Source organism: Actinomycetospora straminea (assembly GCF_028737255.1).
Classification (GTDB): Bacteria; Actinomycetota; Actinomycetes; order Mycobacteriales; family Pseudonocardiaceae; genus Actinomycetospora; species Actinomycetospora straminea.
This window is the reverse complement of record NZ_JAQZAN010000004.1, coordinates 134,362-155,839: the sequence shown is the minus strand read 5'-3', so window position 1 is coordinate 155,839 and position 21,478 is coordinate 134,362. Positions and strand designations below refer to the sequence as shown.

At 75.5% G+C, this 21,478-nt stretch carries 20 protein-coding genes; 11 read left to right on the top strand and 9 right to left on the bottom strand.

Translation table 11 applies throughout. From position 1 onward, the window contains the following. Position 1: 1 nt before the first annotated feature. The gene (lon, locus tag PH190_RS08155) at positions 2-2,302 is read right to left on the bottom strand and encodes an endopeptidase La (RefSeq protein WP_274230999.1); all 2,301 of its coding nucleotides are present in this window, start codon (positions 2,300-2,302) and stop codon (positions 2-4) included. A gap of 115 nt (positions 2,303-2,417) precedes the next feature. Between lon and PH190_RS08150 the strand changes: the two genes are divergently transcribed. Both PH190_RS08150 and PH190_RS08145 read left to right on the top strand, forming a co-directional pair. After that, complete coding sequence (locus tag PH190_RS08150) at positions 2,418-3,194, top strand: SDR family NAD(P)-dependent oxidoreductase (protein WP_274230998.1); 777 nt, start codon at positions 2,418-2,420, stop codon at positions 3,192-3,194. A gap of 30 nt (positions 3,195-3,224) precedes the next feature. Continuing rightward, positions 3,225-3,587 (top strand): nuclear transport factor 2 family protein, encoded by a 363-nt coding sequence (locus PH190_RS08145; RefSeq protein ID WP_274230997.1) that lies wholly within the window; start codon positions 3,225-3,227, stop codon positions 3,585-3,587. 3 nt (positions 3,588-3,590) lie between these two features. Here PH190_RS08145 and PH190_RS08140 read toward each other — a convergent pair whose 3' ends face one another. From PH190_RS08140 to PH190_RS08120, 5 genes are all read right to left on the bottom strand, one after another. After that, positions 3,591-3,998 carry an OsmC family protein gene (locus tag PH190_RS08140; protein WP_274230996.1) on the bottom strand — a complete coding sequence of 136 codons (408 nt, stop codon included), beginning with the start codon at positions 3,996-3,998 and terminating at the stop codon, positions 3,591-3,593. Between the two features lie 32 nt (positions 3,999-4,030). Beyond that, entirely contained in the window at positions 4,031-4,324 is a 294-nt protein-coding gene (locus PH190_RS08135; protein ID WP_274230995.1) for a WhiB family transcriptional regulator, read from the bottom strand. 92 nt (positions 4,325-4,416) lie between these two features. After that, positions 4,417-5,277 (bottom strand): esterase/lipase family protein, encoded by an 861-nt coding sequence (locus tag PH190_RS08130; RefSeq protein ID WP_274230994.1) that lies wholly within the window; start codon positions 5,275-5,277, stop codon positions 4,417-4,419. Positions 5,278-5,490: 213 nt separating this feature from the next. After that, positions 5,491-5,946: a MaoC family dehydratase gene (locus PH190_RS08125; RefSeq protein ID WP_274199416.1), complete on the bottom strand. Its 456-nt coding sequence runs from the start codon at positions 5,944-5,946 to the stop codon at positions 5,491-5,493. Positions 5,947-5,957: 11 nt separating this feature from the next. Beyond that, positions 5,958-6,851: an SDR family oxidoreductase gene (locus PH190_RS08120; protein ID WP_274230993.1), complete on the bottom strand. Its 894-nt coding sequence runs from the start codon at positions 6,849-6,851 to the stop codon at positions 5,958-5,960. Positions 6,852-6,941: 90 nt separating this feature from the next. Between PH190_RS08120 and PH190_RS08115 the strand changes: the two genes are divergently transcribed. The 4 genes from PH190_RS08115 (at position 6,942) to PH190_RS08100 (ending at position 11,070) form a co-directional block, all read left to right on the top strand. After that, positions 6,942-8,132, top strand: coding sequence for an MFS transporter (locus PH190_RS08115; RefSeq protein WP_274230992.1), 1,191 nt, complete (start codon positions 6,942-6,944; stop codon positions 8,130-8,132). Between the two features lie 61 nt (positions 8,133-8,193). Beyond that, entirely contained in the window at positions 8,194-8,952 is a 759-nt protein-coding gene (locus PH190_RS08110; protein ID WP_274230991.1) for an SDR family NAD(P)-dependent oxidoreductase, read from the top strand. Further along, positions 8,949-9,731, top strand: coding sequence for a crotonase/enoyl-CoA hydratase family protein (locus tag PH190_RS08105; RefSeq protein WP_274230990.1), 783 nt, complete (start codon positions 8,949-8,951; stop codon positions 9,729-9,731). Before PH190_RS08110 ends, PH190_RS08105 begins: the two co-directional genes overlap by 4 nt. 238 nt (positions 9,732-9,969) lie before the next feature. Further along, on the top strand, positions 9,970-11,070 hold the full coding sequence (locus PH190_RS08100) for a DUF262 domain-containing protein (RefSeq protein ID WP_274230989.1): 1,101 nt from the start codon (positions 9,970-9,972) through the stop codon (positions 11,068-11,070). 69 nt (positions 11,071-11,139) lie between these two features. Here the strand turns inward: PH190_RS08100 and PH190_RS08095 are convergent, their stop codons facing one another. Genes PH190_RS08095 through PH190_RS08085 form a run of 3 tightly spaced genes read right to left on the bottom strand, consistent with a single transcriptional unit; the run spans position 11,140 to position 13,198 of the window. Further along, complete coding sequence (locus PH190_RS08095; RefSeq protein ID WP_420791599.1) at positions 11,140-11,664, bottom strand: VOC family protein; 525 nt, start codon at positions 11,662-11,664, stop codon at positions 11,140-11,142. A gap of 5 nt (positions 11,665-11,669) precedes the next feature. Continuing rightward, positions 11,670-12,818: an adenylate/guanylate cyclase domain-containing protein gene (locus PH190_RS08090; protein ID WP_274230988.1), complete on the bottom strand. Its 1,149-nt coding sequence runs from the start codon at positions 12,816-12,818 to the stop codon at positions 11,670-11,672. A gap of 11 nt (positions 12,819-12,829) precedes the next feature. Then, on the bottom strand, positions 12,830-13,198 hold the full coding sequence (locus PH190_RS08085; protein WP_274230987.1) for an ArsR/SmtB family transcription factor: 369 nt from the start codon (positions 13,196-13,198) through the stop codon (positions 12,830-12,832). Between the two features lie 83 nt (positions 13,199-13,281). Here PH190_RS08085 and PH190_RS08080 point away from each other — a divergent pair, with 83 nt between their 5' ends. From PH190_RS08080 to PH190_RS08060, 5 genes are all read left to right on the top strand, one after another. Then, complete coding sequence (locus PH190_RS08080; RefSeq protein WP_274230986.1) at positions 13,282-14,211, top strand: nicotianamine synthase family protein; 930 nt, start codon at positions 13,282-13,284, stop codon at positions 14,209-14,211. A gap of 25 nt (positions 14,212-14,236) precedes the next feature. Then, a complete protein-coding gene (locus tag PH190_RS08075; protein WP_274230985.1) occupies positions 14,237-14,803 on the top strand; it encodes a peptidase associated/transthyretin-like domain-containing protein in 567 nt (188 codons plus the stop codon). Beyond that, a complete protein-coding gene (locus tag PH190_RS08070) occupies positions 14,800-15,423 on the top strand; it encodes a hypothetical protein (protein WP_274230984.1) in 624 nt (207 codons plus the stop codon). The genes PH190_RS08075 and PH190_RS08070 overlap by 4 nt, the downstream gene beginning before the upstream one ends. A gap of 11 nt (positions 15,424-15,434) precedes the next feature. Next, the gene (locus PH190_RS08065; RefSeq protein WP_274230983.1) at positions 15,435-15,635 is read left to right on the top strand and encodes a hypothetical protein; all 201 of its coding nucleotides are present in this window, start codon (positions 15,435-15,437) and stop codon (positions 15,633-15,635) included. A 102-nt stretch (positions 15,636-15,737) separates the two neighbouring features. After that, on the top strand, positions 15,738-21,428 hold the full coding sequence (locus PH190_RS08060) for an ATP-binding protein (protein WP_274230982.1): 5,691 nt from the start codon (positions 15,738-15,740) through the stop codon (positions 21,426-21,428). Positions 21,429-21,478 lie beyond the last annotated feature (50 nt).

Here is a 21,478-nt window from a genome sequence, read left to right as displayed (position 1 = left end):
GTCAGGCGGCCACCTCGAGGCCCTGGGAGACGGGCTCGAGAGCCACGTCCAGGACCTCACTGATCGTCATCGACGGGTGGAACTCCAGCTGCCCGGCGACGTCGGCGGGGACGTCGTCGAGGTCGGCGCGGTTCCGCTCCGGGACGACGATCTGCGTCAGGCCCGCCGCGTGCGCGGCCAGCACCTTCTGCTTCACGCCGCCGATCGGCAGCACGCGACCCTGCAGGGTCAGCTCGCCGGTCATCGCCACCGTGTGCCGCACCGGGCGGCCGGTGAGCAGCGAGACCAGCGCCGTCGCCATCGTGACGCCGGCCGACGGCCCGTCCTTCGGGATCGCGCCCGCGGGGACGTGCACGTGGAACGAGCGCCCCGTGAACGCGTCCTGCGCGATGCCCAGCTCCGCGTCGTGCGAGCGCACCCACGACAGGGCGATCCGGGCCGACTCCTTCATGACGTCGCCGAGCTGGCCGGTCAGGACCAGCCCCTCGTCGCCCGCCATGGCGGCCGCCTCGATGAACAGGACGTCGCCGCCCGCGCCGGTCACGGCCATGCCGGTCGCGACGCCGGGCACCGCGGTCCGCTCGACGGACTCGGTGAAGACCCGCTGCCGGCCCAGGTGCCTGCGCACCACGTCGGTGTCCACGACGACGCCGCTCGCCCCGGAGGCGATCTCCGTCGCGATCTTGCGGGTCAGCTTGCCCAGCTCGCGGTCGAGCTGGCGGACGCCGGACTCGCGGGTGTACTCGGACACCACGAGCCGCAGTGCCGACTCGTCGGCGGTCACGTCGTCGACCGTGAGGCCGGCACTCGTGATCTGCCGCGGCAGCAGGTGGTCACGCGCGATGGCGACCTTCTCCTCGACGGTGTAGCCGTCGAAGGAGATGACCTCCATGCGGTCGAGCAGCGGACCCGGGATCGTGTCGAGCTGGTTGGCCGTCGCCAGGAACACCACCTGCGAGAGGTCGATCTCGACGTCGAGGTAGTGGTCGCGGAACGCGTGGTTCTGCGCCGGGTCCAGGACCTCCAGCAGCGCGGCGGACGGGTCGCCGCGCCAGTCGGCGCCGACCTTGTCCACCTCGTCGAGCAGGATCACCGGGTTCATCGTGCCCGCGTCGCGCAGCGCCCGCACCAGACGCCCGGGCAGGGCGCCGACGTAGGTGCGCCGGTGACCGCGGATCTCGGCCTCGTCGCGGACGCCGCCGAGCGACATCCGGACGAACTCGCGGCCCATCGCGCGGGCCACGGACTCGCCGATCGAGGTCTTGCCGGTGCCCGGAGGCCCGACCAGCGTGAGGATCGTGCCGGCCTTCTTGTCGTCCTCCACGCCGCGGTCGCGGCGCAGCTTGCGGACGGCCAGGTACTCGACGATGCGGTCCTTCACGTCCTCGAGGCCGGTGTGGTCGGCGTCCAGGACGCCGCGCGCGGCCGTCGGGTCCAGCTGCTCGGCGGACCGCTGCGCCCAGGGCAGGGCGAGCAGCCAGTCGAGGTAGGTCCGGATCATCGAGGACTCGCCGGACTGGTCGCCGGCGCGCTCGAGGCGGGCGAGCTCGCGCTCGGCCTGCTCGCGCACGTGGTCGGGCATGCCGGCCTCGGCGATCTTCGCCCGGTAGTCGTCGCCGGAGCCGGCGTCGTCGCCGCCCTCCCCGAGCTCCTTGCGGATCGCCTCCAGCTGGCGGCGCAGCACGTACTCGCGCTGCTGCTTGGCCGCGCCGGACTCGACGTCCTCGCGCAGCGACTTGCGCACCTGCAGCTCGGCGAGCCGCTCGCGCTGCAGGCGCAGGGCGAGCTCCAGGCGCTCGCGGACGTCCAGCGTCGCGAGCAGCGACACCTTCTCGTCGTACGGGATCTCCGGCGCCCAGCCCGACGTGTCGGCCAGCGCCCCGGGCTCGTCGATGCCGCGCAGCACCGCCGACACCCGGCCGTCGTCACCGCGCAGCTCGAGGACCTCCTCGACCACCGCGCGGTACGTCGTCTCCAGCTCGCGGATCCGGCCGTCGCGCTCCACCGCGTCCGGGTGGGCGGTCACCTCCACGCGGAGGCGTCCCTCGTCGTCGGTCCGGCCCGTGCCCGCGCGCCCGCGGTGGACGCCGGTCAGCTGGACCGCCGTCACACCGTTCGGCAGGCGTGTGCGTCCACCGACGTCGGCGACCGTGCCGACCGCGGCGAACGTCCCCTCGTGACGCGGGACGAGCAGGACCTGCTCGCCCGCCTCGACCGGCCCCACCTCGGCGGCCGGCACCACCACGGTCATCCCCGGGAAGACCACGTTGTCGTCGACGGGGACCAGCAGCAGCTCGGTCATCTCGTCACCCCATCACTCGTGCTCGATAGTTGCTACAAGCGTTGAAGTGGCTACGGGTATTCCAGCCGGGTCGCCGACGCGTGCGGGGCGGCTACCTCCGGGTAGGCCCTGTCGCATGGCACGCCCCCTCGCCCTCGTCACCGGCGCCTCGCGCGGGATCGGTCTCGCGCTCGCGCACGAGTTCGCCCGCCACGGCCACGACCTCGTCGTCTCCGCGGAGGACGCCGCGATCTCCGACGCCGCCCGGGAGCTGCACGGGCACGACGTGGAGGTGCACGTCGTGCAGGCCGACCTCGCGACCGAGGACGGGGTCCGCACGCTCCACGCCGCCCTCCCCCGCCCCCTCGCCGCGGCCGCGCTCAACGCCGGCGTCGGTCAGGGCCGCGCCTTCCTCGACGCGCCGGTCGCCGACCAGCTACGCGTGGTCGACCTCGACGTCCGCGGCGTCGTGCACCTCGCCCACCTGCTGCTCACGGACATGACGGCGCGGGACCACGGCAAGCTGCTGATCACGTCGTCGATCGCCTCGACGATGCCCGGCCCGGGCCAGCCGGTGTACAACGCGGCGAAGTCGTTCGTGCAGTCGCTCGCCGAGGCGCTCGCCGACGAGCTGCGCGACACCGGCGTCACCGTCACCTCGCTGATGCCCGGCCCCACCGACACCGACTTCTTCCGCCGCGCGGGCCTCGACGGCACGCTGCTCGCCCGCTCGGCCGTCGACGACCCCGCGACGGTCGCGGCGCAGGGCTACGCGGCGATGATGAAGGGGCGGACGGCGGTCGTCGGCGGCTCGCCGTGGGTGAAGGCCCAGGCCGCGGTGAACGGGGTCCTGCCCGACCAGGTCAAGGCCGCGGCGCACCGGGTGTTCACGAGCGTGCTGCCGCGCTCGTGATCCGGGGCGTGATCGCGGCATGATCGCGGCATGGCCGACGTCGAGGACATCCTGACCCGCAACCTGCTCGAGGTGTTCGGCGAGCGCGACGACGCGCGCCGCCGCGCCGTGATCGACGAGCTCTACGACGCCGACGTCCTGTTCCAGGACCCGGAGGGCGCGGTGCGCGGTCGCGACGCGATCGACGCCAAGGTGGCCGCGCTGCTCGCCGACGCGCCGCCGGCGTTCGCCTTCCGTCCCACCGGGCCCGTCCGGGTCAGCGGGGACCTCGGCGTCCTGACCTGGGCGCTCGGCCCCGAGGGCGGCGAGCCCGTCGTCACCGGCACCGACATCGCCCTCACGCAGGACGGGCGCATCGTCCGGCTCCACACGCTGCTCGACGGCGGGGTCTGACCCTCAGGGTGTGCGCACGTCCAGCTGCGTGACGATCACCAGGGCGTCGCGCAGCAGGATCGTCACCGGGGTGCTGTCGACGACGGACGCGAGCTGGCGGCGGGCGTCCTCGTCGAGGGGTGCGGTGAGGCGGACCCGGCGGTGCATGACCGGAGGGGACGAGGACTCGAACGCCACGTCCACCTCGACGTCGCTGCCGTCGCACTCCCAGCGCTGGAGGAACGTGCGCACCGACATCGCGGTGCAGGAGGACAGGGACGCGGCGAGCAGGCCGTACGAGGTGGCCCCCTCCGGCACGTCGTCGTCGGCGGGGACGGTGCACGCGACGGGCAGTCCGTTGACGTCGACGTGGACCACCCGCCCGTCCCCGTCGGCGAGGTGACCACGGGCCCACACCGTCGGCGCGTCCATGGTCACCAGCCTGCCACTCCCCCGCGAGCGGGTCAGGCGCTGCGGTCGGTCCGGACGCGGGCGAGGTGCTCGCGGCGTTCCTGCTCGCTCTCGCCGCCCCACACGCCGTAGGGCTCGGCGACGCGGCGGGCCCAGTCCCGGCAGGGTTCGCGGACCGAGCACCCCGAGCAGATGCGTGCCGCTGCTTCGACACGCTGGCTGCGCCGGGGGTCGCGCTCTCCGTCGGGGTGGAAGAACACCTCGGAGTTCATGCCGCGGCACGCGGCGTGGCGCTGCCAGTCCCAGTGGTCGGTGATCGCCCACGGCAGCCGGGAGACATCAGCCATTGATGCTCACCTCCTACCGACCGTCGTACACCTCCGGCCGATGGACGGCTGTGAGATCCACGTCTCGATCGGTCGCGGGCGACCGATCCGGTTCAGGCCGCCGCCGCGACCGGCGCGGGGGGCACGGCCGCCGCTCGCTGCTCGGGGGTCCGACCGTCGCCCGCGAAGCCGTGCGACACCGCCGACGCCCAGCGGAAGGGCCGCCAGCGGTCCAGCGGCACCTCGAGCCGGTCGACGACGGCGACGACCGCCGCGGGGTTGTGGGTCAGCCCGCAGTGGCTGCCCGGCACGACGACGTTCTCGCACAGGTCCCCGTCGTCCTGGCGGCAGCCCTCGCCGTGCAGCAGGCCGTCGAACGGCGAGTACACGGCGATCGACCGCACCGGCACGGGGCGGCGGATGAGGTCGACGACGTCCGCGGTGTCCGACGAGAAGCCCCAGTGGCGCTCGGCGGCCCGGAAGGCGCCGGACACCCGGTTCTCCTCGGCCTCGGCGCGCCACGGCGAGCCCAGGCAGATGATGCGCTCGACGGCGTCGGGACGGAGCTGCGCGAGCCAGCGGGCCATCAGCCCGCCCAGGCTCCAGCCGACGATCGCGATCTTGCGCCCGTGGCGGGCGTGCAGCTCGTCGAAGCGCTCGAGCAGGCCGTGGAGGATGTCGTCGGTGAAGCCGCGGTTGAGTCCGAGGGTCCACCGGTGGGTGTGGAAGCCACGCTTGCGCAGGTGGGCGCGCAGGGAGCCCGTGGCGAGGTCGCTGGTGCAGAACCCGGGGATGACGAGCACCGGGCGCCCGTCACCACGGCCGCCCGTCGGCAGGACGTGCCGCACCGTGTGCCAGGCGACCGTCTCGACCGAGGCCCGGGCGAGGTCGGTGGCGGTGAGCCACCAGGAGGGGAAAGGGAGCGCCTCGGCACCGGGGTGGGCCGATCGCCAGATCGGTGTGGGGGCGTCCATGACGACCACCTCCTCGCACCGCCGCCGCATCGACGCGGCCCGGTGTGAACAGGTGTTTACCCGGTGCCGGTCGGCCGCAACCCGGGGCCCCCGCCCACGACCTCCGAACTGCCCCGATTGGGGGCCGTCCCGTCGCGTTCCCGTCCCGTTCGTCGCACCGCACGGCCCGCACGCCTCACCGTCCGTGCCCGATCACCCTCCGGTAGCGGCCGCTCAGAAGTAGGCGCGGGTCACGAGGTCGGCGACGCACGCCGGCTTCGCCGAGCCCTCGACCTCGATCGTCACGCGCGTGACGAGCTGGAGCCCGCCCTCGCCGACGTCGGTGGCGTCGACGAGCGTGGAGCGGGCCCGCACCCGGGTGCCCGAGCGCACCGCGGACGGGAAGCGCACGCGCTCCAGGCCGTAGTTCAGCCCCATCCGGGTGCCCTCCACGCGGCGCAGGCCGTCGAGGAGCAGCGGCACCAGGGACAGGGTGAGGAACCCGTGCGCCACCGTCGCGCCGAACGGCCCGCCCGCCGCGCGCTCGGGGTCGACGTGGATCCACTGGTGGTCGCCGGTGACGTCGGCGAACCCGTCGATCCGGTCCTGGCCGATCTCCAGCCACTCCCCCGGCCCGAGCTCGCGCCCCAGCGACGCGACCAGCTCCTCGCGTCCGTGGAAGGTCTCCATGACCGGGGAAGCTACAGCCGCGCCGCCCGGATCGCGTCGCGCAGCGACGTCGGCGCGCGGCCGAGCAGGTTCTCCAGCGCCGGGCTGTCGGTCTCCAGCTCGCCGCGGGCGGTGGAGAGCTCGAGGCCCGTGACGAACGCGGCGGTGTCCTCGTCCATCCCCGCGCTGCGCAGGACGTCGGTGTACTCCTCGGCGGACAGGTCGCGGTAGGTCACCTCCATGCCGGTGACCTCGGTGATCGCGGCGGCGAGCTCGGTCATCGAGAAGGCCGGGCCGCCGAGCTCCCAGTAGCCCTGCTGGTCGGCGATGTCGCCGGTGAGCAGCGAGACCGCGGCCTCGGCGTAGTCGGCGCGGGTGGCGGCGGAGACGCGGCCGTCGCCCGCGGCACCGACGATCTCCCCGCGCGCGAGGTACTCGTCGAGGCGGCCGGTGTAGTTCTCGACGTACCAGCCGTTGCGGGCCACCGCGAACGGCATGCCCGAGCCCTGCAGGACGTCCTCGGTCGCGGCGTGCTCCGGGGCGAGCGCCAGCTCGGTCTCGTCGGCGTGCAGCACGCTCGTGTAGACGACGAACCCGACGTCGGCGGCGTCCGCGGCGCGCAGGACGTTCGTGTGCTGCTCGAGCCGGTTGCCGACCGTGGGGCTCGACACGAGCAGCAGGCGCTCGATGCCCTCGAGGGCCGGGTCGAGGGTGTCGGGACGGTCGTAGTCGGCCTCGCGGACGCCGACGCCGAGGTCGGCGAGGTCGCCGGCCTTGTCCGGCTGCCGCACGAGCGCGAAGACGTTGCGCGCGGGCACCCCGCGCCGCAGCAGGGCGTCGACGGCGAGGCGGCCGAGGTGGCCGGTCGCGGCGGTGACGGCGTAGCTCGCGGTGGGCAGGACGGGCGGGTCGGTCGGGGCGGTCATGGTCGGCAGTGTGCCCACGCGCGGGGGCGGACAGACGTGCCCGGGGTGATCGTCGCGGGGCGGCCGGCGCCCGCGGGTGATGATGGCGGGGTGGCGGACACGGCGGTCGGCGGGAGCCTCGCCACGTACCGGGCGGTGCTGCGCCTGCCCGGCCTCGCACCGCTGGTGGCGATCGGGTTCGCCGCGCGGCTGCCCGTCACCGCGGTCGGGGTGTTCCTCACGCTGCACGTCGCGGTGGGGATGGACCGCGGCTTCGCGGCCGCGGGGCTCGTCGGGGGCGCGGTCACCGCGGGCGTGGCGCTCGGGGCGCCGCTGCTGGGACGGCTGATCGACCGCCACGGGCTGCGCCCGGTCCTGGCGCTGTGCGGGGTCGTGCAGGCGGTGTTCTGGGCCGTCGTGCCGCTGCTGGGCGCCACCGCGCTCGTGCCCGCCGCCCTTGTCGCCGGGCTGCTCATGCCGCCGGCGTTCTCGATCGTGCGCCAGTCGCTGGCCGCCTCGGTGCCGGCCGAGCACCAGCGGCCCGCGTTCGCGCTCGACGCGATGTCGGTGGAGGTCACCTACGCGGTCGGGCCGGCGCTGGGCACGCTGGTGGCCCTGACGCTGCCCGGCACCGGGCCGTGGGTCGTCGGCGGCGCGTTCGTGCTGGCGACCGCGGCGCTGGCCCGGCTGGACCCGCCCGTGCGGCCACCCGGCGTCGCCCACGGCGGGAGGCCGCCGCGGCTGCGGACGTGGCTGCGCAGCCCGATGCTCGTCGCCCTCGCCTCGACCGGCGCGGCCATCCTCATGCTCACCGCGACCGAGCTGGCGGTCGTCGCGATGCTCACCGCCCGCGACGAGACGGCGTGGTTCGCGCTCGCCAACACCGTCTGGTGCGCGGCGTCGCTGCTCGGCGGCTGGATCTACGGGGCCGCACGCCGGACGCCGCCGACGGCCGCGCTGCTGGCGCTGCTCGCGGCCGGGTCGCTGCCGGTGGCCCTCGGCGGGCCGTGGTGGACGATCACGCTGCTGCTCGTGCCCGCCGGCGCGTTCTGCGCGCCCGCCCTGGCCGCGGCCGCCGAGACCGTCGGGCGCCTCGCACCGGACGCGGCGCGCGGCGTCGCGACCGGCCTGCACAGCTCCGCGCTCATGGTCGGGGCGACGATCGCCTCGCCCCTGGCCGGCGTGCTGATCGAGACGGTCGCGCCGTGGGCGGCGGTCGTCGGCGCGTCGGTGCTGGTGCTCGTGGTGGCGGGCGTCGCCGCCGCGGTGACCGGGACGCGGGCCGGCAGCCGGACCCGGTGACACGGTCAGCCGTGACTGGTTACGGTGCGGTCCGCACCACGACCACGGGAGGACTCCGATCATGGATCTGCAGGGCGTCTCGGCCCTCGTCACCGGCGGCGCGTCGGGCCTCGGCCTGGCCACCGCGAAGGCGATCACCGCGGCCGGCGGGCGCGTGGTCGTCGCCGACCTGCCGTCGTCGAACGGCAAGGAGGTGGCCTCCGACCTCGGCGGTGAGTTCGTGGCCGCCGACGTCACCGACGCCGACGCCCTGGGCCAGGCGGTCGCCGCGGCCGAGGCCGCCGGGCCGTTCCGCGCGCTCGTACACTGCGCCGGCATCGGCAGCCTCACCCGCGTCGTCGAGAAGAACGGCGACCCCGGTGACATGGAGGCCTTCGAGCGCGTCGTGCGCGTCAACCTCTTCGGGTCGTTCAACGCCCTGCGCCTCGCCGGCGCCGCGATCGCCCGCACCGAGCCGGTGGACGGCGAGCGCGGCGCGATGATCATGACGGCGTCGGTGGCCGCGTTCGAGGGCCAGATCGGGCAGATGGCCTACTCGGCGTCGAAGGGCGGCGTCGTGTCGATGACGCTGTGCGCCGCGCGCGACCTCGCCTCGAAGCTGATCCGGGTCAACACCATCGCCCCGGGGCTCTTCGACACCCCGCTGTTCGCGACGCTGTCCGAGGACGTGCGGAAGGCCCTCGGCGACTCGGTGCCCCACCCCCGACGCCTCGGCGACCCGGCCGAGTACGGGCAGATGGCGGTCTCGATGCTGCAGAACCCGATGCTCAACGGCGAGACGATCCGTCTCGACGGCGCGATCCGGATGGCGCCGCGGTGAGCTCCCCCGACCCCGACGAGCAGGTCCTCCGCACCGAGCGCGAGGGCACGACGCTGGTCATCACGATCGACCGGCCGAAGGCCCGGAACTCGGTGAACACCGCGGTCGCGCAGGGCATCGCCGACGCCCTCGACGAGCTCGACGGCGACGACGCGCTGGTCACCGGCATCCTCACCGGCGCCGGCGGGTTCTTCAGCGCCGGCATGGACCTCAAGGCGTTCCTCCGCGGCGAGCGCCCGCACATCGGGGACCGGGGCTTCGCCGGCATCACCCAGCGCCCACCGGCCAAGCCCCTGATCGCCGCCGTCGAGGGCCCCGCGCTCGCCGGGGGCTGCGAGCTGGCGCTCTCGTGCGACCTCGTCGTCGCGTCGGAGGAGGCGAGCTTCGGGATCCCGGAGGTCAAGCGCGGGCTCGCGGCCGCCGCGGGTGGGCTGCTGCGCCTGCCGACGCGCATCCCGCGGGCCGTGGCCATGGAGCTCGCGCTCACGGGCGACCCGATGTCGGCGGCGGACGCCCACCGCTGGGGCCTGGTCAACCACCTGACCGCGCCCGGCGGCGCGCTCGACGGCGCCCGCGAGCTGGCGGGGAGGATCGGCGCGAACGGGCCGCTCGCGGTGCGGGCGAGCAAGCAGGTCATCGTCGAGTCGCCGACCTGGCCGGCGGACGAGGTCTGGGCGCGCCAGGGCGAGATCCTGGGGCCGGTGCTGAACAGCGAGGACGCCCGCGAGGGCGCCGCGGCCTTCGCCGAGAAGCGCGCCCCGGTCTGGCGGGGCCGCTGACGCTCGGGCGCCCTGTGGCTCGCGAGGTGTGCCAGCCTGGCGTCCACGCTGGCACTGGACGTCAGGAAACCCCCCACGATCAGCGTGCGCCGTCGCCGGGTGCCCCGTTCGTGCGGAAGGCCCAGTGGTGTCCTACCCGCCCGCGCGGGGCACCTGACCTCCTACGATCGCGACGGCGCCCGGCTCCCCGGGCGTCGGCCGTCGCGCGATCGGGACCCGCCAGCCCCGGAGATCAGCCATGGAGCTCCACCACACCGTCGTCGAGCTCGAGGTGCTGCTCGCGCGGATCGGCCGTGGCGAGCTCGATCCGGGCTGGTCCGACACGGGCACCTGGGACACGCGCCGCCAGCAGCTCCTCGTCGACACCGTCGTGCGGGACTGGCCGATCCCCCCGCTCGTCGTCGCCGGCGGGGAGGAGCGCGAGGTCGTCCTCGACGGCCGCGAACGTCTCCGCGCGCTGTGGCGGTTCGTCCAGGACGACCTGCCGTTCGCCGGTCGACCGACGCCGGGCGGCGAGTACCTCGAGCAGCTCGACGGGATGCGCCACGCCCAGCTCCCCGAGCGGTTCCGCCGGCGGCTGCGGCGCTACGGGGTCCCCGTGCTGCGGGTGCCGGCCGCCGACGACGCCGAGGTGCGGGAGCTGATGTCGCGCTGGGGCGCCGCGCGTCCCATGACCGCGACGAGACCGACCGGACCGGAGACGCCCGCGGAGCCCGAGGTGCGGCCCCGTCCGGCGCCGCGGCCCGAGGTGGTCGTCCCGCCCCCGCCGCCGTCCGGCGAGATCTCGACGGTGCCGCCGCCGCCCCCGCCACGGGAGGCACCGCCGCGGGAGGCCCCGGGCCCGGTCGTCCCCGAGCCGACGGCAGCGTTCGACCAGCCGACGATCCCGGAGCAGCCGGTCGCGCGGCCACGTGCGCAGGCGCCGCTGTTCGACGGCGGTCCCGCGGCGGCGCCCCCCGACCGGGCGCCGGACCGCGAGCACGGCGCCCACCGCCGCCCGGCGGACGACGAGCCCATCTTCGACGAGCTCTCCGCCTGGTTCCTCGACGTCGACGCGGCGCCGGCGCAGGACGACCCGGCCTGGACCTCCCCCGCCGACCGCGGGTACGACGCCGCGCGCAGCGCCCTGCACGCGCCGACGCCCGACCTCACGGCCGCCGGGCTCCCGATCCGCGAGCCCGCCGCCCGGCTCGCGCCCGGCACGATCCGGCCGCCCGCCCGGGCGCGCCCGCCCCGGCCCGCCGACCCCCGGCTCGTCGGCGACCACCTCGCGCGCCTGCGCGACGGCACCGCCGCCGCCCGCCAGGACCTGGCGGGCGGCGCGGTGTCGGGCTACTGAGCCCCGTGATCGTGGGGGATTTCCGCGCGTCCGGTGACAGCGTGGACGCCACGCTGACCCACCCCTGCGTCAGACGGTGTCCTCGCCGTACATCTCGCCGAGCGGGTCCATGATGAACTCGATGCGGGCGCCGTCGGGGTCGCGCGTGTAGATCGAGACCTGCGACTCGACCATGTACTCGATCCCGCGCTCGTCGAGCCGGCTCTTGATCCCGTACCACTGGGTGCCGGGCACGCAGATGGCGATGTGGTGCAGCCCGCCGAGCACCTCGTCGTAGGGGCCGGGGTCGACGCCGGGCAGGTCGAAGAAGGCCAGGCAGTTGCCGTTGCCCACGTCGAAGAAGAAGTGCGTCGAGCCCGCGAGGTCGCGGTTCTCGAACAGCACGGTGACCGGGAAGCCGGCCACGTTCTGGTAGAACTCCACGGTCGTGCGCACGTCGCGGCAGATCAGGGCCGTGTGGTGGATGCCCTTGCCGGTCGACGGCGGGCGGTGCTCACGGGAGAACAGGAACTCCTCGCGGATGCGGTCGCGGGCGGTGGTCAGCCGCTGCCGCTCCTCCTCGCTGATCAACGACGACTTCTCGGCGGCGCTCACGCCGGTCACCGTAGCCCGCTGGGGCCCAGATCGTGGACCGCGAGCGACCCGGCGTCGCGCTCGGCCTTGCCGCCCGCGGCCTCGCCGTCGCGGGTGAGCTCGGCGAGCATCCGGTAGGTCAGGCTCCGCGGGCGCAGGCCCAGGGCGTTCGCGGCCTCGTCGTCGAGGCGCTCGACCAGGTTCTTCGTCACCAGCCGCTGGCCCCCGCTCGCGACCTGCTCGACCCGCGCGCACTCGTTGACCTCGTCGCCGAGCGCCGTCACCTCCAGGCGCCCGCCGGTGACGATCTGGCCGATGAACAGGTCGGCGCCCCAGTGCGCGCCGATGTTCATGAGGCAGTCCTCGCGGCGGATCTCCGCCCCGCTCTCGGCGAGGTCCGCGACGACGTCGGCGACGACCCCCGGCAGCTCCTGGACCGTCCGCAGCGCCGCGCCCGCGGCCGCGGCGTCGGACCCGTGGGAGTCGCTGAGGAAGTAGGCGCTCGCCCCGTCGCCCGCGTGCTTGCCGACGATGCCGCCGTGGCGCCCGACGAGCTCGTCGAACGCCGTCGTCACCCCCCGGACCAGCTCGAAGTACACCGGCGTCGGCAGCCGCCGCGACAGCGGGCCGGAGCCGTCGATGTCGGCGAACACCACGGCGGCCGGCCGCTGCGCGGGCGCGGAGAGGTCCGCCATCCGCGTGAACATGGCCTCGTCGCCCTCGCTGACCAGCGCCAGCACCCGCGCCGGCAGCAGCGGGGCGTAGATCAGCACCGCGCCCAGCGGGCTCCCGTCGGGGTGGCGCAGCGTCACCCCGAGCATGCCGACGCCCCGCTGCCGCCCGCCGACCCGCAGGTCCAGCGCGAGCACCCACAGCGGCGTGCTCCCCGGGTCGGCGAGGCGCGGGTGCAGCTCGTGGCGCAGCGTGTCGACGGCCTCGGCGGTCAGCAGGTCGTGCCAGACCTCGCGCTCGAGGACCTCGTCGAGGTGGTGCCCGAGGCCGAGGTCGGTGCCGTCGTCGATGCCGGCCAGCAGCTGCATCTGCTCGGACACCCACGCCAGGCGCCCCTCGGCGTCGACGACCTGCGCGGCGGTGCGTCCCGCGGCGAGCGCGGCGACGACCTCGCCCAGCCGCCCGTCCGGCGCGTCCGGGACGTCCGGTGCTGCCTCCCCCACGGCGCCGGACCCTACGGCGCGCCCCCCGCGGGGTGCGCGCTCATCGCCCTACGGTGTCCCGCGTCGTGCACGAGCACGTCGAGGAGCTCGCCGACGTGGTGGTCCCGCGCACGCGAGAGGACGTGACGTCCCGCACGCCGCTGGGTGACGAGGCCCGCCAGCCGGAGCTTCGCGAGGTGCTGCGAGATCGCGGGCCGCGTCGCTCCGAGCCGGTCGGCGAGCGTCGAGACGTCGAGCTCCGCGCCGCAGAGCAGCCACAACATCCGCAACCGGGTCGGGTCGGCGAGCATCCGCAGCCCCTCGACGGCGACCTCGACGTGCGCCGGGTCCGGCAGGTGGGCGAACGCGCGGGTCGCGTCGACGTTGTCGGTTGCGTACACGTTTACGTATCGTGCCAGGGCGACAGATCGTGTTCCATGGGTGACCGGCCGACGACGCCCCGCCCGGTGGAGGTCCACTCCCGATGAGCACCCCGTTCGACCGACCCGCTGCCCGACCCGCCGCCCGGGCCGCCGCCCGCAGCCGTGCCGAACGCCCGCTCGACCTCCCGGCCCGGGTGCCCGTGCGGGCCTGCACGCCCGACCGCGGGGCCGCCGCCCTCGTCACCGAGATCCTCGCCCTGCACGACGCCCTCGTCGCCGCCCCGACGCTCGAGCCCGGCCCCGGCACCGACGCCCTGTTCACCCGCCTCGTCGGGCTGGCCGTCGTCCCGCGCCCGGCCCACGTCGTCGACGCCGTCCTCGCCGACCCACAGCTCACCGACCGGCTCCCGGACCTGCGGGCACGGTGCTCGGCCGGCGAGTACGCCCTGGAGCGGGCGTGGGCCCGCCGCGTCCTCGCCGCCGACGATCCCGCCGCCGCCCTCGAGCGCTTCCCCTACCTGCAGAACTACCGCGACCTCACGCGGATCGAGTACCACGCCGTCGCCGGCCACGCCCCCCTCCCGCCGCGGCGGGCCCTGTTCGTCGGCGCCGGGCCCCTGCCGCTCTCGGCGCTCCTGCTCGCCCGGTACGGCGTCGCCGTGGACGCGGTGGACGTCGACGCCGAGGCGGTCGCGCTCGGCGGCGCGGTGGCCCGGGCGCTCGGCGACGACGTCACCGTCCGCGAGGGCGACGTCCTGCACCTCGACGACCTCGCCGGCTACGACCTCGTCTGCGTGGCCGCCCTCGTCGGCCTCGACCCCGACGCCAAGACCGCGGCGCTGGCCCACGTCCGGGCCCGGATGCGCCCCGGAGCGACCGTGCTGGCCCGCAGCGCGCACTCCCTGCGCGGCCTGCTCTACCCCGTGCTCGACGTCGCCGGCGACGGCCTCGGCGGGCTGGAGCCGCTGGCGGTCCTGCACCCGCACACCGACGTCGTCAACTCCGTCGTGCTCGCCCGCGTCCCCGCCTGATCCGCGCGCAGGGCACCCTGGTGACGTGCCCACCACCCGCACCGGCCCGCACCCCCTCGCGGTGGGCGCGGTCGTGCTGCTCGTGGCGATGATCGCCGCCGCGCTGTGGAACTCCGACGAGTCGGGGACCGGGGCGCGCCAGGTCGGCGAGTCCGCCGGTGCGGTCGCCGCGCCGGTCGCTGCGCTCCCCCCGCCCCTGCCCGGCGCGTCGTGCGCCCCGACCGTCACCAACCCCGGCGGGGACAACAACTACCGCGAGGACGCCCCGTTCGACGTGCCGCTGGGCCGCGGGCTCGTGGTCACGGGCCTCGTGCGCGACACCGCCTGCCGCCCCCTGCCCGGCGTGCCCGTGCAGGTGTGGCTGCAGACCGCCCTCGGCAGCGAGCGGGAGAACCGCACGACCGTGCTCACGGGTCCCGACGGCCGCTACCGCGTCTCGACCGACCCGGCCGTCGCCCAGTTCGGCGAGCCCAACGTCCACGTCGCCCACGACCCCGACGACAGCCCGTGGCGTTCGGTGTGGCAGCGCCACGTCCTGCGCGCCGACGACACCCTCGCCGTCGTCGACCTGACGCTGGCGCCGGTGTCGTGAGGGTCCTCGTCGCGGTCGCGGCGCTCGGCGGCGCGCTGCTCGTCGCCCTCGCGCTGGCCGCCCCGCACCTCGCCCAGGCCTCGCCGGTGGTGGTGGTGTCGACGCTGGCGGCGTGTGTCGCGGTCGCCGCGCTGGCGGTCCAGCCCTGGCTGACCCGGCGCCGGGTCGGCGCGCACGTCCGGGTCGGCGGGATCGTCGCCGCGCTCGTCGCCGTGCACGTGGTCGCGCTGGTCGTCGAGAGCCCGGACGACGCGCTCTACTCGATGTCGCCGGACGGGCCGACGCGGGCGCGGATGGCGCTGTTCGCGACGGTGCTGCTCGTCGTCGTCACGCTGCTCGGCCTGCTGCGGCGGCGCCTGCCCTGGTCCGCGGCCACCTGGCGGTTCGTGCACGGGAGCCTCGCCGGGCTCGTCGTCGTGCTGGGCGTGGGCCACGCGGTGATCATCCAGGGCGCGCTCGACGGGTGGGGCGAGGCGGTGCTCGTCGTCCTCGGCGGGCTGGGGGCGGTGGGGGTCGTCGTGCGGCTCGTCCGGGTGCTGCGTCGCCCGGCCACGCCGCCGGGTGACACCACCGCCCACGATCGTGGTCAGGTCCGGACGGAGGACGAGGCCCGCGGCTAGCGTCGCCGGCGATGGAGCCCACGCCGATCTTCAGCGACCTCGCCGCGACCGAGCCCGCCCGGTCCGGCGCGCACGGCGAGGGCCGGTCGGTGACCGACCTCCTGCGCTCCCTGCGCGAGGAGGCACCGCGGCACCGGGTCGTCGTCCCGCGCCGGGGGGTCGGGCACGTCCCGGGTCTGCTGACGTTCCCGGCGGCCCGCGCCCGCGACTGAACCGGTCCGGCGGGCCGACGGGACGCCGATCTTCCGCCTGCCGGCGTAGCGGCCCGCCGCGAGGACTCGCGCGACGGCCCGTCGCCGTTAGGGTCGGCGACCGTGAGCGTGCCCCCTCGTCCGTTCCGGCGTCTCGCGATCGTCAACCGTGGCGAGCCCGCCATGCGGTTGATCAACGCCGTCCGGGAGTGGAACGCCGAGCACGAGGGCGAGCTCCCCCCGATCCGCACCATCGCCGTGCACACGGCGGTCGACCGGCACGCGATGGCGGTGCGCGAGGCAGACGAGGCGGTCCTCATCGGCCCCGACGACCCCGAGGACATGGGGCCGGTCCCCTACCTCGACCTCGCCGAGCTGGAGCGGGCCCTCGTCGCCCGCGAGGCCGACGCCGTCTGGCCGGGCTGGGGCTTCGTCTCGGAGCGCGCGGAGTTCGCGGCGCTGTGCGAGCGGCTGGGCGTCACCTTCGTCGGGCCGGGCTCGGAGACCATGCGCCGGCTCGGCGACAAGATCGAGTCCAAGCGGATCGCGGAGAGCGTCGGCGTGCCGATGGCCCCGTGGAGCGGCGGGCCGGTCGCCGACGTCGAGGCCGCCCGCGCGGCCGCCGAGAAGATCGGCTTCCCGCTCATGGTCAAGGCGACCGCGGGCGGCGGCGGCCGGGGCATCCGCTTCGTCGCCCGCGCCGAGGACCTCGACGACGCCTTCACGCGCGCGTCGGCCGAGGGCGAGCGCACCGCCGGCGACGGCACCGTGTTCCTCGAGGGCGCGGTGCGTGGCGGGCGCCACGTCGAGGTGCAGGTCGTCGCCGACGGGCACGGCGGGGTGGTGACGCTCGGGGTCCGCGACTGCAGCGTCCAGCGCCGCAACCAGAAGGTCATCGAGGAGTCGGCGTCGACCGCCCTCGACGCGGAGCAGGACCGGCTGCTGCGCCGCAGCGCCGCCGACCTCGCCCGCGCGGCCGACTACGTCAACGCCGGCACCGTCGAGTTCCTCTACGACCCGCGGCAGCAGGTCCTGTCGTTCATGGAGGTCAACACCCGCCTGCAGGTCGAGCACCCGGTCACCGAGGCGGTCACCGGCGTCGACGTCGTCAAGCTCCAGCTGCACGTGGCGATGGGCGGCTCGCTGGCCGACGTCCTGGGCGACGCGGTGATGGCAGACCCCATCGAGCCCCCGGCCTCCGGCCACGCCATCGAGGCCCGGCTGACCGCCGAGGACCCCGAGCACGGCTTCGCGCCCGCGCCCGGCGCGATCCGCCACCTCGTGCTGCCCGCCGGCCCGGGCATCCGCGTCGACACGGGCGTGGCCACCGGCGACGTCATCCCGCCGCAGTACGACTCGATGATCGCCAAGGTGATCGCCTGGGGCCGCGACCGCGACGAGGCCCGCGCCCGCCTCGCCCGCGCGATCCGCCAGACCGCCGTCGTCGTCGAGGGCGGCACGACCAACAAGGCGTTCCTGCTCGACCTGCTCTCGCGCCCCGAGGTCCGCGAGGGCACCGCGGACACGACGTGGCTCGACACGATGATGGCCGAGGGCTACACCCCGCCGCGCCGGGTCGACGTCGCGCTGCTCGCGGCGGCCGTCGAGGCCCACGAGGCCCACGAGTTCCGCCAGCAGGGGCGCCTGTTCCTCTCCGCCGAGCGCGGCCGGCCCGAGGTCGGCCACGAGGTGTGGCACCAGGTCGACGTCCGCGTCGTCGGCGAGTCCTACCGGCTGCGGGTGGCCCGGACCCGGCCGTCGCACTACCGCGTGGTGCTCGACGGCGACGGCGCCGGGGTGGACGTGGTCGTCGAGCGCTCCGGGCGCTTCGAGCGCCGGCTGACCGTCGGCGGCCAGACCTTCGGCGTGCTCTCGGTGGCGCAGGGCCCGGACTACCTCGTCGAGGTCGACGGCGCCGTGCACCGCATCGCGGGCGGCGAGGCCGGGCTGGTGCGCGCCCCCGCGCCGGCGATGGTCGTCTCGATCCCCGTCTCCCCCGGCGACGCGGTCACCGAGGGCGACGTCGTGGCGGTCGTCGAGAGCATGAAGCTCGAGACGGCGCTGCGGGCGCCGGTCACCGGACGGGTGGCCGAGGTGCTGGTCGACGCCAACACCCAGGTCGAGGGCGGCACCCGCCTGGTCCGCCTCGAGCCCGACGCCGACGACCCCGCCGCGGCGGCGGGCGAGGAGCGGGTCAGCCTGGCCGCCCTGGCCTCGCCCCGCCCCGAGGACGAGCAGGGCGACGCCCGCACCCGGGCGCACGACGCGCTCGCGGCCCTGCGCGCGCTCGTCCTGGGCTACGACGTCGACGAGCGCGAGGCCCGGCCCCTGCTCGACGCGCTCGACCGGGCCCGCGAGGAGCTCCCGGCCGACGACCCGGGCCTGCTCTCCGACGAGATCGGCATCCTGCGGATCGTCGCGGACCTCTCCGCGCTCTCGCGCAACCGCCGCCTCGAGGGCGGGCCGGGCGAGCTCGACGACACGGCCGTCGACGAGGAGTCGGCGCGCAACCCGCAGGAGTACTTCTACGCCTACCTGCGCTCGCGGGACCCCGACGCCGAGGTGCTGCCCGAGTCGTTCCGGCTGCGCCTGCGCCGCGCGCTCGCGCACTACGGCGTCCCGGACCTCACCGCCGCGCCCGAGCTGCTCGGCCCCGCGCTCTACCGGATGTTCCTCGCCCACCGCCGGGCCGGGGCGCACCAGCCCGTCGTGGCGGCGCTCCTGGGCGCGCGGCTGCGCCACCCCGAGTCGGTGGGCCAGGACCGCGACGGGGGCGGCGAGGCCTACCGCGCCGAGCTCGACCACCTCGTCGCCGCGACGCAGGTGCGCCACCCGCAGATCGGCGACCTCGCCCGCCAGGTGCGGTTCCGCTGCTTCGACGCCCCGCTCATCGAGCGCGAGCGCGAGGAGACCCAGGAGCGGGTCCGGGCCGAGCTGGACGCCCTGTCCGACGACCCCGCGACCCGGTCGGCGCAGATCGACGACATCGTCGCGTCCGGCGAACCGATCCTCGGGGTCTTCGGCGACCGCCACCACGCGGCGATGCTCGAGGTGATGACCCGCCGCTACTACGGGCTCATCCGCGACCTCGGCGACGTCCGCGTCGACGAGCACGACGGCCGCCCGCTGCTGACCGCCCGCTACACCCACGACGGCGCCTCGTACGTCGTGCTGGCGACCGTCGCCACCGTCGACGAGTCCGAGGGCGCCACCGCGCCGGCGACGGTCTCGACCGACCTGCACCGGCTCATCGAGGCCCTGCCGGCCGGCGACACCGTGCTCGTCGACCTCTACGTGACCTCCCCGCGCGGCCCGGAGTCCCCGGACGGCCCCGACGAGCGCGCGACGCGGATCCGCGACTCGATCGGCACCGTCCCGGGCGCGGTCGGGCGCGTGACCGTCGGCATCCGCGGCACGGTGCGCGAGGGCGACCACGGCGGCCCGGCGACGAGCTGGTTCACCTTCCGGGGCGACGACCAGGGCGCGCCGGTCGAGGACCGCACCCTGCGCGGCCTGCACCCGATGGTCGCCGAGCGGCTCGGCCTGTGGCGGCTGCGCGACTTCGAGCTCACCCGCCTGCCGTCGGCCACCGACGTGCACCTGTTCCACGCCCGCGGCCGTCACGTCCCCGAGGACCAGCGGCTCATCGTCACCGGCGACGTCCGCGACCTCACGGTGCTGCGCGACGACGACGGCTCGATCCGCGCGCTGCCCCAGGTCGAGGCCGTCCTCGACGCGGCGCTGGACAGCCTGCGCTCGGCGCGCGCCGCCGACGCCGACCTCGCGGGCCTGCGCTGGAACCGCGTGCTGCTCTACGTCTGGCCCGTGGTCGAGGTGCCGCTCGCCGAGCTCGACGGCATCGTGCGCACCCTCGCGCCGCGCACGGAGTCGCTGGGGATCGAGCAGGTCATGGTGCGGTTCCGGACCCCGGAGCGCGAGCTGGTCCTGCGCATGAGCCGCCCGCCGGGCGCCGGGCTCACGCTGCGGGTCACCGACCCGCCGAGCCACCCGATGGGCGAGCTCGACGCGTACACGCAGAAGGTCATCAAGGCCGCACGCCGCGGCGCGCTCTACCCTTACGAGCTCGTCCCGCTGATGACCCGCAGCCCCGACGCCGACGGCGAGCCGGGCACCTTCACCGAGTACGACCTCGACCCGGACACCCTGGCGCCGGTCCCCGTCGACCGGCCCTACGGCGCCAACACGGCGAACTTCGTGCTCGGCATGGTGTCGACGCCGACCCGCCGCCAGCCCGAGGGCCTCACGCGCGTCGTGCTGCTCGGCGACCCGACCCGGGCCCTCGGGGCGATCGCCGAGCCCGAGTGCCGCCGGGTGATCGCCGCCATCGACCTCGCGCGCGAGCACGGCGTGCCCATCGAGTGGTACGCGGTGTCGGCCGGCGCCAAGATCGCGATGGACTCCGGCACCGAGAACATGGACTGGATCTCCCGCGTGCTCCGGGCGATCATCGACTTCACCCAGGACGGCGGCGAGATCAACGTCGTCGTCACCGGCATCAACGTCGGCGCCCAGCCCTACTGGAACGCCGAGGCGACGATGCTCATGCACACGCGCGGCATCCTCGTCATGACACCGGACTCGGCGATGGTGCTCACCGGCAAGCAGTCGCTGGACTACTCCGGCGGCGTCTCGGCCGAGGACAACTACGGCATCGGCGGCTACGACCGGATCATGGGGCCGAACGGCGAGGCCCAGTACTGGGCACCCGACCTCTCGGGCGCGGTCGACGTCCTGCTCGCCCACTACCGGCACACCTACGTCGTGCCCGGCGAGCGCTTCCCCCGCCCGGCGCCGACCGACGACCCGGTGGACCGCGACGTGCGCGACGCGCCCCACCACGGCGACGGCTTCGACCGGCTCGGCGAGATCTTCGACCCGGCCGTCAACGCCGAGCGCAAGAAGCCCTTCGACATCCGCTCGCTCATGGGCGGTGTCGCCGACGCCGACCACGCGACCCTCGAGCGCTGGGCGGACATGCAGGCCGCCGAGTCGGTCGTCGTGTTCGACGCCCACCTCGGCGGGCACCCCGTCGCGCTCATCGGCATCGAGTCCAAGCCCCTCCCCCGCCGCGGGCCGCCCCCGGTCGACGGGCCCGCGCAGTGGACGGCGGGCACGCTGTTCCCGCGCTCGTCGAAGAAGACCGCGCGGGCCATCAACGCCGCGAGCGGCAACCGGCCCCTGGTCGTGCTCGCCAACCTGTCGGGCTTCGACGGCTCGCCCGAGTCGCTGCGCGGCCTGCAGCTCGAGTACGGCGCGGAGATCGGCCGGGCGGTCGTCAACTTCGACGGCCCGATCGTCTTCTGCGTCGTCTCCCGCTACCACGGCGGCGCGTTCGTGGTGTTCTCCGGGACGCTCAACGACGACATGGAGATCGCCGCGGTCCAGGGCTCCTACGCCTCGGTGATCGGCGGGGCGCCGGCCGCGGCGGTCGTGTTCTCCGGGGAGGTCGCCAAGCGCACCGCCGCCGACCCGCGCGTCGCCGACCTCGAGAGCCGCATCAGCGAGGGCCTGGAGCGCGGCGAGGACGTGGCCGAGCTGCGCGCGGAGCTCGCGGACGTCCGGCCCGTCGTGCGGTCGGAGAAGCTCGGCGAGGTGGCCGACGAGTTCGACACCAAGCACTCGGTGGCCCGGGCCCAGGAGATGGGCTCGGTGCACGCCATCGTCGAGCCCGAGCGGCTGCGGCCCTACCTCGTGGACGCGGTGCGGCGCGGGATGGAGCGGACCTTGGCCCGCTCGTCCGGGTCGCCGTCGCCGTCGTCGGCGTCGACGGTCGCGTCGGTCGCGTCGTCCTGAGCCTGCTCGGCCTCGTCCTGCTGCGCGCGCGGCGCGGGCAGGGCGAGATC

Excerpts from the sequence above, each read along its gene's own strand:
- lon (WP_274230999.1), bottom strand. The coding sequence starts at position 2,302 with ATGACCGAGCTGCTGCTGGTCCCCGTCGACGACAACGTGGTCTTCCCG.
- PH190_RS08150 (WP_274230998.1), top strand. The coding sequence starts at position 2,418 with ATGGCACGCCCCCTCGCCCTCGTCACCGGCGCCTCGCGCGGGATCGGT.
- PH190_RS08145 (WP_274230997.1), top strand. The coding sequence starts at position 3,225 with ATGGCCGACGTCGAGGACATCCTGACCCGCAACCTGCTCGAGGTGTTC.
- PH190_RS08140 (WP_274230996.1), bottom strand. The coding sequence starts at position 3,998 with ATGGACGCGCCGACGGTGTGGGCCCGTGGTCACCTCGCCGACGGGGAC.
- PH190_RS08135 (WP_274230995.1), bottom strand. The coding sequence starts at position 4,324 with ATGGCTGATGTCTCCCGGCTGCCGTGGGCGATCACCGACCACTGGGAC.
- PH190_RS08130 (WP_274230994.1), bottom strand. The coding sequence starts at position 5,277 with ATGGACGCCCCCACACCGATCTGGCGATCGGCCCACCCCGGTGCCGAG.
- PH190_RS08125 (WP_274199416.1), bottom strand. The coding sequence starts at position 5,946 with ATGGAGACCTTCCACGGACGCGAGGAGCTGGTCGCGTCGCTGGGGCGC.
- PH190_RS08120 (WP_274230993.1), bottom strand. The coding sequence starts at position 6,851 with ATGACCGCCCCGACCGACCCGCCCGTCCTGCCCACCGCGAGCTACGCC.
- PH190_RS08110 (WP_274230991.1), top strand. The coding sequence starts at position 8,194 with ATGGATCTGCAGGGCGTCTCGGCCCTCGTCACCGGCGGCGCGTCGGGC.
- PH190_RS08100 (WP_274230989.1), top strand. The coding sequence starts at position 9,970 with ATGGAGCTCCACCACACCGTCGTCGAGCTCGAGGTGCTGCTCGCGCGG.
- PH190_RS08080 (WP_274230986.1), top strand. The coding sequence starts at position 13,282 with ATGAGCACCCCGTTCGACCGACCCGCTGCCCGACCCGCCGCCCGGGCC.
- PH190_RS08065 (WP_274230983.1), top strand. The coding sequence starts at position 15,435 with ATGGAGCCCACGCCGATCTTCAGCGACCTCGCCGCGACCGAGCCCGCC.